This window comes from Pseudomonas umsongensis, from assembly GCF_012647205.1.
Classification (GTDB): domain Bacteria; phylum Pseudomonadota; class Gammaproteobacteria; order Pseudomonadales; family Pseudomonadaceae; genus Aquipseudomonas; species Aquipseudomonas umsongensis.
This window is the reverse complement of the sequence record NZ_CP051487.1, coordinates 4,655,561-4,669,621: the sequence shown is the minus strand read 5'-3', so window position 1 is coordinate 4,669,621 and position 14,061 is coordinate 4,655,561. Positions and strand designations below refer to the sequence as shown.

8 protein-coding genes are annotated in these 14,061 nt (G+C 61.0%); 5 read left to right on the top strand and 3 right to left on the bottom strand.

All coding sequences use genetic code 11. The features are described from left to right. Nucleotides 1-40: 40 nt before the first annotated feature. The 5 genes from HGP31_RS20995 to HGP31_RS20975 all read left to right on the top strand — a co-directional run bounded on the left by HGP31_RS20995 (nucleotide 41) and on the right by HGP31_RS20975 (nucleotide 8,654). Nucleotides 41-1,693: a methyl-accepting chemotaxis protein gene (locus HGP31_RS20995; RefSeq protein WP_168758591.1), complete on the top strand. Its 1,653-nt coding sequence runs from the start codon at nucleotides 41-43 to the stop codon at nucleotides 1,691-1,693. 156 nt (nucleotides 1,694-1,849) lie between these two features. Beyond that, entirely contained in the window at nucleotides 1,850-3,418 is a 1,569-nt protein-coding gene (locus HGP31_RS20990) for an amidase (protein ID WP_168758590.1), read from the top strand. 1,053 nt (nucleotides 3,419-4,471) lie between these two features. After that, the gene (locus HGP31_RS20985) at nucleotides 4,472-6,181 is read left to right on the top strand and encodes an FAD-binding protein (RefSeq protein WP_168758589.1); all 1,710 of its coding nucleotides are present in this window, start codon (nucleotides 4,472-4,474) and stop codon (nucleotides 6,179-6,181) included. A gap of 8 nt (nucleotides 6,182-6,189) precedes the next feature. Next, nucleotides 6,190-7,884, top strand: a complete 1,695-nt coding sequence (locus tag HGP31_RS20980) for an FAD-binding protein (protein ID WP_168758588.1) — start codon at nucleotides 6,190-6,192, stop codon at nucleotides 7,882-7,884. Beyond that, nucleotides 7,881-8,654: an SDR family oxidoreductase gene (locus HGP31_RS20975; RefSeq protein ID WP_168758587.1), complete on the top strand. Its 774-nt coding sequence runs from the start codon at nucleotides 7,881-7,883 to the stop codon at nucleotides 8,652-8,654. Before HGP31_RS20980 ends, HGP31_RS20975 begins: the two co-directional genes overlap by 4 nt. Nucleotides 8,655-8,846: 192 nt before the next feature. Here the strand turns inward: HGP31_RS20975 and HGP31_RS20970 are convergent, their stop codons facing one another. From HGP31_RS20970 to HGP31_RS30605, 3 genes are read right to left on the bottom strand one after another with little or no spacing between them, the layout of a single operon-like run. Next, nucleotides 8,847-10,085, bottom strand: coding sequence for a hypothetical protein (locus HGP31_RS20970; RefSeq protein WP_168758586.1), 1,239 nt, complete (start codon nucleotides 10,083-10,085; stop codon nucleotides 8,847-8,849). Nucleotides 10,086-10,089: 4 nt separating this feature from the next. Then, nucleotides 10,090-10,869 (bottom strand): hypothetical protein, encoded by a 780-nt coding sequence (locus HGP31_RS20965; RefSeq protein ID WP_168758585.1) that lies wholly within the window; start codon nucleotides 10,867-10,869, stop codon nucleotides 10,090-10,092. Continuing rightward, nucleotides 10,862-13,603, bottom strand: a complete 2,742-nt coding sequence (locus HGP31_RS30605; RefSeq protein WP_240963497.1) for a glycoside hydrolase family 19 protein — start codon at nucleotides 13,601-13,603, stop codon at nucleotides 10,862-10,864. The genes HGP31_RS20965 and HGP31_RS30605 overlap by 8 nt, the downstream gene beginning before the upstream one ends. Nucleotides 13,604-14,061 lie beyond the last annotated feature (458 nt).

The window sequence follows — 14,061 nt, the reverse complement described above, 5'->3', positions numbered from 1 at the left end:
CTTGCGCACCCCGTCCGCTGCATGAGACAGGCCATTGATCATGTTCAAGGCAATTACTATCGCCCAGCGCCTGTGGCTCTGGGCGTTGTTGGCCACCTTGCTGTTTGCCCTGGCGGTGTTGTTCGGTGCCTATGGCTTGCAGCAGGCGCGCGACAGTCTGCGAGCCATCAACGAGGACAACCTGGCGACGTTGTTGATGTTCGGCGACATCAGGCAGCGGCTCGATGAAAGCCGGCGCCAGGTCCTGCTGGCGATCCAGCAGGACCCGGAAGGCCCGCTGGTGGCAGCGTTCGACCGCCCGGTGGAAGCCACCCTGAGTGCCATCGAGAGCAATGACCGGGCGTTGACCGAGATCTGGGCGAGCTATCGTCTGCGCACGTTGAGCGGTGAGGAACAACAGGCCGCCGAGGCGTTCGACAAACACTATCAGGCCTGGCAGGAAGAGTTGGGCATCTTCCTCGATTCCTTGCGCGCCGGTGATTTTCGCCTGCCGGGCATCCTGTCCTATTTGCGCATGGCCGAGCCGGAAGGCAATGCCGCCATGGTTGAACTGAGCAAGCTGCAAGCGCTGCAGAAAGCCAGCGCCTCGCAGGCCTACGAGGCGGCGCAGCGTCGTTATCGCTCGACGCTGTTGGCTTACATGGCGCTGGCGGTGGTGGGCGGGCTGGCGGGCAGCCTCACCGCGTTTTCCACTTTGCGTCGGCTCAAGCGTGCGTTTGCCCAGGCGGGTGCCAGCGTGCGGGCCATCGCCAGTGGCGACCTGGTGCAGCCGATCGAGATCAAGGGCGGTGACGAATTCGCACTGATGCTGCGCGACATCGCGCTGATGCGTGACAGCCTGCACGGGCTCATTTCACAAATGCGCGAGTTGGTGCAGCGGGTCAGTCGCGAAGCGGCGCACATGGCCGAATCGGCGGAGTCGGCCTCCACGGCCACCCAGCAACAGGCGGACGCGGTGCGCGGGATTTCCCGGGCGGTTGAGGACCTGTCGGGGTCGATTGGCGAAGTGGACAATCAGGTTGGCGTGTCTCGCGACATCACCCAGCATTCGGCACAGCGTTCGGGCAAGAGCGAGGGCTTTATTCGTGACATGGCCCAGGAGATGAACCGCATCAGCGACGTGATCAGCGCTACGGCCGTGCACATTCGCCAGCTCGAAGGGTTCTCCGGGGAGATCAGCCATGTGCTCAAGGTGATTCGCAGCATTGCCGAGCAGACCAACCTCCTGGCGCTGAACGCCGCCATCGAGGCCGCACGGGCCGGCGAGGCGGGGCGCGGGTTTGCCGTGGTAGCCGACGAGGTTCGACTGTTGGCCCAACGCACCGCCAGTTCCATTGGGGAAATCGACCTCACCGTGCAGCGTATTCAGGAAGGCACACTGGCGGTGGTCGACGGCATGGGACGCGTGGTCAGCCGGGTGCGTGACGGCGTCAACCTGGCCCATGAGGCAGGCGATTCGGTGGCGCAGATTCGCAGCGGCACCGATGATGTGATCCGCAGCGTGGACACCATCGCCACGCTGATCACCGAACAGGTGCGCGTCACTCGGGAAATGGTCGCCAGGGTCGAGAGTGTCTCCAGCGGCACCGGTGCGCTGTCGGCCAACGCCGGGCGCAGCGCGATGGCCGCCGCGGACCTGGAGCAACTGGCGCGGGCACTGGATCAGTTGTCGGCACGCTTCAATGTCGCTTGAACACCACAAACCCTGTGGGAGCGAGCCTGCTCGCGAAGAGGTCAGCACATTCAACATCAATGTTGACTGATCCAGCGCTTTCGCGAGCAGGCTCGCTCCCACAGGGCGTAAGGCCTGAATACTCTAATAACCCACAATCAGGGCGTGATCACTACCATGGATAACCAAGAAAACGCACCACTAAACTCCGCCACCGGCTGGCCGCGCCGCAGCGTGCTCAAGGCCGGTGCCGTGGCGGTTGGCGTCGGGCTTCTGGGGCGTTTTGCCGACGCCCGCGCGCAAGGGCTTTCGGCCAGTGACTACCAGGCCATGGATGCCTGGGCCATGAGCCAGGCGATCCGCAGCGGCGAGCTGAGTGCCGAGGACCTGCTGGCGGCGACGCTTGCTCGCTATAACGAGGTCAACCCCAGGGTCAATGCGGTAAACATGCTGCACGAAGCCTACGCCCGTGCCTTGATGGCCCAGCGCCGCGCGGCCGGCACTCAAAACCAGGGCGCCCTGGCTGGTGTGCCACTGCTGATCAAGGACCTCAACACCTCACTGCAAGGCACCATCACCAGCAACGGTAGCCGGATGTTCAAGGACGCACCGCCCGCCGCCCGCACCAGCACCTTGATCGCTCGCTATGAGCAGGCCGGTGCGGTGCCGTTCGGCAAGACCACGTGCCCCGAGTTCGGCTTGACCACCACCACCGAATCCCTGGCTTGGGGCCAAACCCATAACCCCTGGAACCTGGCCATGAGCGCAGGCGGCTCCTCCGGTGGCGCGGCAGCGGCGGTAGCGGCGGGGATCGTGCCCGTGGCCCATGCCACCGATGGCGGCGGTTCGATCCGTATTCCGGCCTCGTACTGCGGCCTGGTCGGACTCAAGCCCACTCGCTATCGCACCCCCAGCGGACCGCTGCATTTCGAAGGCTGGTTTGGCGCCAGCGCGGCCAATGTGGTCTCGCGCACCGTGCGCGATACCGCGTTGTTCCTCGATATCGGGCAAGGCCATGAAGCGGGCAGCGCCTATTGGTGCTCGCCCCTGGTAAGACCCTATGTGCAGGAACTGCAGCAAGACCCGGGCAAACTGCGCGTGGCCGTGGTGCGTCAATCGATGACCGGCGCGCCGCTTGAACCGGCGATCGCCGCCACGCTGGAGCAGACCCTCAAGCAACTGCTGACCCTGGGGCACGAGATCGACGAATTGACGCTCAACGTCGATCCACGCCAATTGTTCGGTGCCCATGGCACGGTGATCGGCACAGGGCTGCGGACCCTGATCCACGACCGTGAACAGGCGCTCGGACGCGCGGTTACGGCACAGGACCTGGAAAAGATCACCCTGGTCAATCTGGAGCGTGCGAAGGGCACCAGTGGGGAGGACCTGTATCGCGCCCGCCAATCGTTCGAGAGCATCGGCGCGACCATGGAGCAGCACTTCGAACGCTACGACGTGATCCTCTCGCCCGTCACCGGCAGCCTGACGCCGAAGCTCGGCCTGTTGTCCCTGGATCAACCCTGGGAGAGCTACGCCCACAATGCCATGGGCAGCGCCGGCTTCACCGCGCTGGCCAACGTCAGTGGGCAGCCGGCCATCTCGCTACCCTTGGGCCAGAGTGACAACGGCTTGCCGGTGGGCATGATGTTTACTGCGCGGCTGGGTGGTGAAGATGTGCTGTTGCGCCTGGCGAGCCAGTTGGAGCAGGTTCATCCGTGGGCTGCAAGACGCGCTGTGTTGTAAAGGCGCATTGGGATGGGATGGTGTACATATCCGTTTCCTCGGTAACGGCAACTTGCACAGCCTGTAGGAGCCAGCGGTGCGGCGATCCGACTTGCCGGCGAAGGCGTCCTGATAGCCGACCTATTGTTTGTTGTCGGAGTACATATCCATTCCTGCGGTAACGGTCACCTAGGGTTTCGCTCTTACAGCGAGTCACTTGGAAGAGCCCCAAGTAACCAAGGGCTCTTGCCCCTGGCGTTCGGCCCCTCGCTGAGGCTCGGGGTACCCTCGCTCCGGTCCTGCTCCATGGGTCGCCGCGATGGGCCATCCTTGGCCCAGCGCGGCTAAACCGGCATCCCTGCCGGTTTACCCACTGCGCAGAACCTCCACTCGGCCTCTCGATGGGGCAAGAAAATCAAAAGCCAAAGCAGAGCAAAAGCAAAGCGAGGCGGCCTTATAGCCGACCTGATCGGGAGCCGTACGCGTTCCCCTTGTAGAGCCAGCGGTGCGGCGATCCGACTTGCCGGCGAACCAGACGCTGCGGTGTGTCTGTTGTTCCGCGTTATCGTTCTTCGCCGGCAAGTCGGATCGCCGCACCGCTGGCTCCTACAGGGGATTGGGGGTATCTGCAAAAGTCAGGTCGGCTGTCAGGCCGCCTCGCTTTTGTTTTTGATCTGGGGCGCCCCGTTAACCACGATGGCCGAACGCAGGCATTGCGCAGTGGAGAAACCGGCAGGACGCCGGTTTAGCCGCGCTGGGCCAGGGATGGCCCATCGCGGCGACCCACGGAGCAATGCCGGAGTGAGGGCATGCCGAGCCCTAGCGAGGCACCGAGTGGTGGGGCAAAAGCGTTTGGTTACTTTGCGCTTCTCAAAGTGACCCGCTGTAAGAGCGGAACCATAAGTCGCCGTTACCGCAGCAATGGATATACACCCAATCCCCTAGGCCACCCCCCCCTAGTCCACTTTGACGATGAGCCCATCCCCCCGCAGCCCCGATCATGGGCTGCACTCCGCCAGCGCACCCTGCGTGGTCGGCGGTTCTTTCCTGACCTCAGCTAATGGCATAACAACAATGACGGCTCAAGTTCAGTCTCAGACCCACTACGACGTGATCGTCGTCGGTTCGGGTGCAGGTGCGATGACTTCGGCGGTATTCCTCGCCGACCAGGGTTTCAGTGTGCTGGTGGTGGAGAAAAGCAACCAGTACGGCGGCACCTCGGCGATCTCCGGAGGCGGTATCTGGATTCCCAACAACCACTATTTCGCGCGCATGAAGGGCAACGACAGCTACGCCACCGCCCTGACTTACCTGAAGGCGGCAGCGGGCGAGCATGTCGGTGAAACGCGCCTGCGTGCCTACCTGGACAATGCGCCGAAGATGATCGAGCAGCTCACCCGTATCAGCCGGGTGCGCTACGCCGTGGCGGCCAAATACCCTGATTATTATCCGCACCTGCCGGGGGCTTTGCCCGGTGGGCGGACCCTGGATCCGGAGTTGTTCGACACCAGTCTGCTGGGTGAGGAACTGGCAAACCTGCGCAAGCCTTCGCCTTCGACCCTGCTGATGGGGCGCATCGCCTGGACGGCGCGCGATGCGCACAAGGCCATGGCCCGTAGCTTCGGCTGGCGCCTGCTGATCATGAAACTGATGCTGCGCTACAAGCTGGACTTCAAATGGCGACGCAAGAGCAAGATGGATCGCCGCGCGTCCTTGGGCAGTTCGTTGGTGGCGTCTTTGCGCCGCTCGCTGATGGATCGCAATGTACCGTTGTGGCTCAACACCGATTTCTGCGGCCTGGTCACCGATAACGGTCGGGTCAGCGGCGTCACCGTGCGCCGTGACGGTGCCGAGCTGCAACTGCAGGCACGCCACGGTGTGATCCTGGCCTCCGGTGGCTTCGAACAGAACCAGGCCCTGCGTGACCAGTACCTGCCCAAGCCAACCCGCAAGGCCTGGAGCGCGACACCGCCCGGCAACAACACCGGCGCGGCCCTGGAAGCCGGCATGGCCCAGGGCGCGGCCACCGCGCTGATGGATTGGGCCTGGTGGGCGCCGACCATTGCCGTACCGGGAGAAGACAAACCCCGGGGGATTTTTGCCGAGCGTGCGTTCCCCGGCGCCATCGTGGTTAACGGCCTGGGGCAACGCTTTGTCAACGAAGCCGCGCCTTATCTGGAATTTGTCGATGCCATGCATCAAGACAACCAGAAAACCGGCGGCAAGTCGGTACCGGCCTGGGTGATCTTCGACGCGCATTTCCGTTTCAACTATGCCATGGGGCCGTTGATGCCAGGGCAGATCATGCCCGACAGCCGCCTGCGCAAGGAGTGGCTCAATAACCTGTATTGGAAGGCCGACACTGTGGCTGGCCTGGCCCGACAGATCGGCGTCGACAGCCTCGGTCTGGAAGCCACCGTGGCCAAGGTCAACGACTATGCAGGCTCCGGTGTGGACCTCGACTTCGACCGTGGTGGCAATGTCTTCGATCGCTACTACGGTGACAGCAACATCAAGCCCAACCCGTGCCTGGCGCCCCTGCGCAAAGGCCCGTACTACGCCATGCGCCTGGACGCCGGGGACATCGGCACCAAGGGCGGCCTATTGACCAACGAGCATGCCCAGGTGGTGCGCGAAGATGGCACCGCCATCGCCGGCTTGTACGCCATTGGCAACTGCTCGGCGTCGGTGATGGGCACCAGCTATCCGGGAGCGGGTGGCACCCTGGGGCCGGCGATGACCTTCGGCTATGTCGCCGCCAATCACCTGGCTAGCCAGCGTTAGGAGGGGCTATGTCAATGTCCGATAACCTCCCCAGCACCGATGTGCTGCCGCCCCTGCAAGTAACCGATGGCAGCAGTGTGGACTGGGACGAACGTTGCGACGTGCTGGTCGTCGGCTGGGGCGCGGCCGGTGCCTGCGCCGCGCTGGAAGCTCGGGCCCAGGGGGCCAACGTGCTGATCGCTGACCGCTTCACCGGCGGCGGCGCCAGCGCCAAGAGTGGCGGGGTGGTCTACGCCGGTGGCGGTACGCGTCATCAACAGGCCGCGGGCTTCAACGACAGCCCCGAAGCCATGTTCGATTACCTCAAGCACGAAACCGGGGGCGTGGTGAGCGATGACACTTTGCGGCGCTTCTGCGCCGACAGTGTGAGCAACCTCGAGTGGCTGGAAAGCCACGGCGCGCCCTATGCCCACCAGATGCCACCGGGCGGGGGAAAGACTTCGTACCCGCCCGACGGCTACTTCCTCTATTACTCGGGTAACGAATTGGTGCCTGACCACGGCGGCCCCTTGCCGCCTGCACCACGAGGGCATCGCACCGTGGGCAAGGGGCAGGGTGGCGCGGTACTTTTTGCCCACCTGAAGGCCGCGTGCCTGAAGGCCGGAGCGAAAACGCTGTTGCAGGCGGCGGCGCGACGACTGTTGGTCGACCCCCGGGGGCGGGTACTGGGTGCCGAGTTCTGGTGTATGCCCGAAGGCAGCAAGCAAGCCCAGTTGCACGCACGACTGTCCGCCCGCGCCGAACGCCTGCAGAACTTCGCGCCGGGCTATTGCAACAAACTGCGCAAGAAGGTCTGCCAACTGGAACGGGATTTCGCCAAGCCCCGTCGGGTGCAGGCACACCATGGCGTGATCCTGAGCACCGGCGGCTTCATCTTCAATCGCCAGTTGATCGAACAGCACGCACCGAAGTTCCGGCGCAACTTCAAGGTCGGTGCCACCGGTTGCGATGGGAGCGGCTTGCGCCTGGGCGCCAGTGTCGGCGGCCAGGGGGCGGGGCTGGAGAGGGTATCGGCATGGCGCTTCATCAACCCGCCGTACAGTTGGCACAAGGGCATCGTGGTCAACCGCGAGGGCCGGCGCTTCTGCAACGAAGAAGTCTACGGCGCCACCCTCGGCCAACCGTTGATGGAAGAACAGGGCGGCAAGGCATGGCTGGTGCTGGACGCGCCGTTGCGCAAGAAAGCCATCCGCGAAGCGCTGTTCGGCGGCTATTGGTGGTTCCAGAGTTTTCCGGCCCTGGCGCTGATGCTGTTCAAGGTGCGCAAGGGCAAGAGCCTGAGCGAGTTGGCCAGTGCGACCGCCATGGACCCCGCCGTACTGCGTGCGTCGGTGCTGGCCGCCAACGCCGCCGCCCGTGGCGAAGCGCCGGAGCCATTCGGCAAGTCCGAGGGCGGTCGCCAGGTGCTTGAGCAGGGGCCTTTCTATGCCTGCGATATCTCCGTGACCAATCCGGTCTTCCCCCTGGGCGCCCTGACCCTGGGCGGCTTGCGCGTGGATGAGCGCAGCGGCGCGGTGCTGGACCAACACGGGCAAGCCATCAGTGGCCTGTACGCCGCCGGCCGCAGCGCGTTGGGCATTCCCTCGCACCTGTACATCAGTGGCTTGTCCCTGGCCGACTGCGTGTTCTCCGGTCGACGAGCCGGTGCCGCTGTCGCGCGCACCCAGCAAGCCGAAACGATCCATACACACGAGATGACATGATGACCGACAACAAGAATGGCCGGGTTCACGGCAAGGTCGCGCTGGTCACCGGCGGCGCCAAGGGCATCGGCGCCGCGAGCGTGCGGCTGCTCGCGGCCGAAGGCGCCCAGGTGCTGATCAGCGACCTGGACGTCGAGGCAGGTCAGGCCCTGGCGATGGAGATCGGACCGACTGCAGCCTTCATCCGTCACGACGTCAGCAGCGAAGCTGAGTGGCGCCAGGTCATCGACCATGTGCGCGAGCGCTACGGTCGCCTGGACATCCTGGTCAACAATGCCGGCATTCTCATCGCCGGCTCGATCGAGGAAACCACCCTGGCGGACTGGCACAAGATGCTGCGAGTCAATGCCGACAGCGTGTTCCTGGGCTGCCGCGAAGGCATCGCGTTGATGAAGGACAGCGGTGGTTCGATCATCAACCTCTCATCCATCGCGGCCCTCGCCGGGCGTGACGACTACCTGGCCTACAGCGCCTCCAAAGGCGCGGTGGCGGCCTTGTCGCGTTCGGTGGCAGCGCTTTGCCGGCGGCGCAAATACCGCATCCGCTGCAACACCCTGCACCCCGACGGCGTCCTCACCGACATGACCCGCGCCAGCTTCCCCCAAGGCGTCGACCCGAACCGCCTGACCATCGACAGCGACCCGATGAACCGCATGTGCCTGCCTGAGGATGTGGCGGCCAGCGTGCTGTTCCTGGCCAGCGATGAGGCGCGGGCGATCAATGGTGTGGAGTTGCGCATTGATAGTGGGCAGATGGTGATGAGTATCTAGCGGCTGATGTGGCCCTTGTAGGAGCGAGGCTTGCCCGCGAAGAACGATGACACGGTGTCACAGTCCACGGGTAAGCCGGATCGCCGCCGCCCGCGTGCTCCTGCAGGCGAAGGCGTATCTGAATCAGACGGCTTGTGCGCCTTGGGGTGGCTCGGAAACCTGGTTAGCCTCACTGATCTTCAGTGATCAGGTTTAGTCGCCCAGGCAAGGTTGAATGGGTGATACCGGCATCAACACCGTGCCCCACAGCCCAGCTGCAGCAGCACCGCCACTGAAGATGAATTGCGACCCAGCACCGCGCTGGACGGCCTGCGTCCCGGCACCGATGGCTAGCCAAGGCGACGCGCAGCCTGGATGACCCAACATTGCATCGAGGTTGCACAGCCCCGTCTTGTTGGCTGACATGGGCACTTTGGACAATACGCTGGCGATGGCGACAGCACGTTGCGCGTCGATGCCCACTCGCCAAACTCGCTCGATCGATGTCGATTCAAGCGGCACCCAATCAAGGGCCTGGCGCGTGGCATAAAGCAGGTCATCGGAGGAGGGCATGCGCTCCTGCTCCGGGCGGTGAAGATAAGCTATTGGCGCTAAGGTGGTTTGCGTCAGGCGGTTGCCAAACAACAACCCGACGCCGGCTTCCGCCGTGCCTTCAGGCTGCTGCGGTGCAAACTGCACGGCCACCACCAGCAGCAACGCCCGATCGCGGATACGCCGGTCGAGCCACTGGTCCAGTGCAGCCAGTCCGCGGCCATCGACAGGGGTAACGGGCTGGCGAATACCGGATTCGCGCCACGCCTGTCGCCAGACTCGGCGCCACTGGCTCTCCGGCAAACCGGTTTCGACGTCCAGCAACAGGGCCAGAGGTTGATCAGCAGGCAACTGCGCTAATGTTGGCGCGAGGTCGGCGAGCGTCTGCGCCCATATACCCAGCAACAGCGCTTCCGGATTTTCATCGGCATCGCAAGATAAGCAACTATGGCGAAGTATTGCTCCATCCATTCTGGACGCTTGGGACTTCAGCGCATTCGCTCCACTCAGCAGAGCCTCCAGTTGTATTGACGGTTCATCACCAGGCTGCTGAAGCGCCGTCTGCAAACTCACGCCCAACACCTGTTGCGAGCGACGCCCCTGACGAATCTTGCGGATCAGGTCTTCTTCACGAGCTTCATCCCAACCTTCGGCGGCACCATGCTCGCCGACGTATAACAGCGCTCGCCCGAAACCCAGCACAAACCAACCCAGGATTGGAAAGACCAAGGCCGCGCACCAGAACTCCGCAGGCCGTTGAGGTACGGTTTCGTCACCGAACAACAGCGTTCCTCCTGTGCCCAGCAAACAGAACAGCAACAACAGGCCGAGCCAAAGTAAAAATCGAGGTGATTGAGGGCGCAGTGCGGGAGCAGGAATTTTGTCCAGTCTGATTGGCATAAATTCACCTGATCACTGAAAAATTTATTGACTTACACTGCGCCCACTTCTTAATTATCTTCACCTTTGTTTGGTATAAAACCCTGCACCATCCGGCCGTCGTATCCTCCACTAAAACTCTGTCCCCTTTGATTAAATACATCTTGTTTGAATACTCCGGCAACGGCTCCGAACCACCACCATGAAGAAATGTTTTTTCCATGATGGTGCCTGTGACTTTTTCGTCAGCAACGACGGTGTGAAACAAGGGCGAAGCAATCGCAGTCTCAATACTTTTCTTATCTTTGTAGGGGTACATATAAGTTGGTTTCCCGTGCTCGTCAGCAGTATCCCCACCTATATCAAAAAAACGAGTACGCTTTTGATCGGGAAGTAGAGTGTCTCCCTCCCACCTAAAAACACTGACGCTGTAAATATCACTCACGGAGTCCCACGATTTTGGCGCTTCCATGCGGTGAATAACAAATAGCGTTTCTTCGAACTCCCCTTCAACTGTAAAGAAAAATGCGTCGGTGATTGTTCCTTCCGTGCCCGCATATGGGAATTGAAAAATAAGTTTCGGTTTTTTAGATGAGGCGACTGAGTAAAGAGATATTTCGTCTGGATCGCTAGATAACTTTTTTTCGGCTCGAACATCTGCTTTTGTGTAGGCGAAACATATGTCCAATCCATTTGTGCTCATGGATTTATAAGCTTCCCGAAGACCAACGTTGCTGCACTTTTCATTGCTTGCGAAAGCGGTCGATCCAAAAAAAAAGCTCAGAAGTAAAATTAATTTAATCATTTCGCTTGCACCTACTATCAAAATTGGCAGTAAATTTTTCAGTTATGTCCCGCTTGTATTTTTGGCGATCTGACAAACCTGCCAACCCGATATTTATGGGGCGAGTCACCGCAGTAACACCTGCATCCCCATTTAGGGTCGGATCCTCCGCAATCGCGGATATGCGCCTTGCCTTCCAGAACCACAGTGCTGTTTCTATAGCGACGGCGAAATCTTTCTCCAATAGCTCTGGATTAGAGTCAATCGGTAGACCTGTGTCTTTGGCGCATTTCTTATAGGTTTCATAGTGAGTGAGATGGATTAACCCTCGCCCCCTGAAGTCTTTCCCTGGCTTTTCAGAATTGCCATAACAATGCAATCCGTAAGCTACATCGTTACCAATAAGATGCTGATCTATCCAAGCCAGTTTTTCTTCTTCACTCGAGAAAGAAAGCCCTTTTCTGGAGAAGCCCGCATTTATTACAGTCGGAGACAGTCTGTAAAGTTTGGCGGCAGTGTATGTCCTCCTAGAGTAGTTTAGCGACTCTCTAAAGTGTACAAACCCACCAGTCTCTTTCTTTGCTTGTGCTAGTAGGTGGGTGATTTGTTCGCAGCTATCTAATCCGTACTTTTTGAACAAGTGTTTAGCTGCATCGACCATCGCACTGATAAAAAGCGGGTTTACTTCGTTGCCGCATATTTCGCTCAAAAAATCATTCGTTAATTTGAGCGTAGCACCGCATATTTTGCAGTTCAGCATTCCGTTTACGGGGTTCGCGAAGTTACCAAGAATCCCAAACGGATGAAAATGATAGGCACTCCCCCACGAAGGCAGCCCCACCTTTTCTGCGACGTCCCTCCACCACCCCAGCTCTGCAATCCGCTGCTTCTCCGCCAACCAGTTCAAGTGCGGCGTCGAGCCGCTATGGCCGAGCAGCTCATCCAGGGCGTCCCAGATCTTCGGCTGCTGAAACCATTCGCTTTCCTTGTACAGGATCATCTGCGAAATCGACTGCGCATACGCCGGCAGCTTAAGGGCCGCTTGCAGTTCAGTGGCTGTCATCTTGCCGTCGCGGTTGCGATCGATGATCGCGTACAACCGGCTTTTCATCGGGCCCTTGTCGTCTTTTTCGGCAATGGCGCGATAACGTTCGCGTTGTGCTTCGGTGAAACGGTCGACGGCGCTGAGAAAAGACGCCATCAAGTGTTTGGGTCTGCTGTAGTCGATGATGACGTCATAGCCTTCCCAGGCCCACGGACTGACCCAAGGCGTTACGCCAATCTCTTCACACACCCAGCCATCGAGGAGATTGTTATCGGCGTCGTGCAGCAAGTTTTCCAGGCGATACCAGGTGCGTGCTTTGCGGGTCGGGCTCGCGGGCACCTGGATTTTTCGGTCCGCTGGCAGGTCATCGAGCAACTTCTTCGGGACCAGCAAGTCGGCCGCACTGATTGGGCTTGAAGCACTGGCCATCTGCATTTGCGCGGCGGTATGTCCTTCAGGCGCCACCACCGGAGTGCCCTTGGCGAGCTTCAGCCAGGTCCGGTCTTTTTCCGGCAGGCGCTGGGCCCAAGCCCGGCTGGCTTCGATGAACGCCTCGACGTCATCACCGCTGAACGATTCCAGGTGCAGCTTCTTTTCCGGCTGATCTGCGTCACTGTCCTGATACAGGCCGAGGTGGCCGATCAAGTCTCCAGCCTTGATCGCCACGGGGGTGTCGAGGGCCACGATCCGGTCCGTCGCCAGCGGTTCCAGCACGCTTTGCAGTGCAGCGAACTGTACCCACTGCGTGACCCGATCCAGCTTGCAAAATTCGCCTCCACCGCTGACGGTGACGATCGTGCCTTTGGGCAGTTCGCTGATTTCCTTGCTGTGCAGGCTCGCTTCCGGTCGCACCTTGAGTGCACCTCTAGCCGTTTCGATGCGATGCTGGCCGTCCACCACCGACTGCAGGAACCGGGAGGCGAGGTAACCGCGCAGTGAGCCATCGGCGTTGCTCAGGCTGGCTGGGCCCAGGCGATTTTCCAGGCGGCGGTAGTCGCCGTCGCCGCTGATGATCACCTCGGCGCCGCGGGGCAAGAAGTCAGCGACCTTGTCGGACCGGGGGCGGTAGTAAACGTACGCGCCGCGTTGTTCGGGATCGTCAGGATGCGGATCATTCGCCGTGGCCTTGACCCGGTGCACTTCGCCCCAGAATCCCGGGCGCGCCAGCGTCGGATCGTCGTCATACTTCACCCAATCCTGCAGGTGCAGGTACAGGCTGTAGAAGATCAGGCACGGGGGTGCCTCCGTACTGTCCGGGATCGCTGGCGGCTGCAGGCGATGGCGGACCAGCACGAAGTTGCGCGAGAAGGGTTTTTCAACTTCTTCATTGACGAAGTACGTCGTTTTCGGCGAATTCGTATCGATGCGGTAAGCCACCACTTCGCCGTCCGCCAGGCAGTGCACATGGGATTGTTGCTTAAGGCCAACGGCGGTGCCGCTGTCGAAATGCACGCCGCCATGCCATAGGCCATTGCGGCCCAGAGGGTAGTAACCGGCGGTGGCGGTGGCCAAGTGGGTCAGTTGTTGCAACGGGTCACGCGTGTCCTTGAACGGGTGGCACCAGTTTTTCAGCGGCGGCAAGCGTTCGGCTGCCGGGGTCGCCGTTGGCTGGGAGGGCTGGGTGGTAGTGGTTGGCCAGACCTGGGGCATGGCACTGGGGGTGCTTGAGTCGTAGTGGCGTCCAAAAATCCAGTCGAGCAGCTTGGCCATGGTGGGTACGCTCCTTGTAACGAAAAGGGATCAGGCAGCGAAACGGTCAGCGCCAGAGTCGCTGGCACACGCACGGGCAAAATGATTTTTATGAGCAGCCGCGTGCGAGCCTCGCAAGCCTTCACGAAGTCGGGTCGAGGTGGAAATAGGACGTTTCTGATGGATGCGTAGGACGCTTCTGATCGTCCTAGTCTTCGTAGGAAGGCCATTCCCGAAAGCCACAACACCTTGCGTCGTTGCCTACCGTTACTCCAGAATCCGCCGGCTTGTGCACCCTGGGGTCGCTCGGTAACTTGACTCCCGTCACTGCCCATCAGTGATCGGGTTTAGTCGCCCTGTTAGTTCCCTCACGGTTGCACATGCGTCATCCAGCCAGGTATCCACCTGTACTTGATGGTGGCTGTGCGCATGGCGCCTTCGGGCGCGCCGGGTTTGGGTGCTTTACCGGTCGACTAACT

What these genes read in the sequence shown, in the direction of transcription:
- HGP31_RS20990 (WP_168758590.1), top strand. Translation starts at nt 1,850, where the DNA reads ATGGATAACCAAGAAAACGCACCACTAAACTCCGCCACCGGCTGGCCG.
- HGP31_RS20970 (WP_168758586.1), bottom strand. Translation starts at nt 10,085, where the DNA reads ATGCCAATCAGACTGGACAAAATTCCTGCTCCCGCACTGCGCCCTCAA.
- HGP31_RS30605 (WP_240963497.1), bottom strand. Translation starts at nt 13,603, where the DNA reads ATGGCCAAGCTGCTCGACTGGATTTTTGGACGCCACTACGACTCAAGC.
- HGP31_RS20985 (WP_168758589.1), top strand. Translation starts at nt 4,472, where the DNA reads ATGACGGCTCAAGTTCAGTCTCAGACCCACTACGACGTGATCGTCGTC.
- HGP31_RS20965 (WP_168758585.1), bottom strand. Translation starts at nt 10,869, where the DNA reads ATGATTAAATTAATTTTACTTCTGAGCTTTTTTTTTGGATCGACCGCT.
- HGP31_RS20975 (WP_168758587.1), top strand. Translation starts at nt 7,881, where the DNA reads ATGATGACCGACAACAAGAATGGCCGGGTTCACGGCAAGGTCGCGCTG.
- HGP31_RS20995 (WP_168758591.1), top strand. Translation starts at nt 41, where the DNA reads ATGTTCAAGGCAATTACTATCGCCCAGCGCCTGTGGCTCTGGGCGTTG.
- HGP31_RS20980 (WP_168758588.1), top strand. Translation starts at nt 6,190, where the DNA reads ATGTCAATGTCCGATAACCTCCCCAGCACCGATGTGCTGCCGCCCCTG.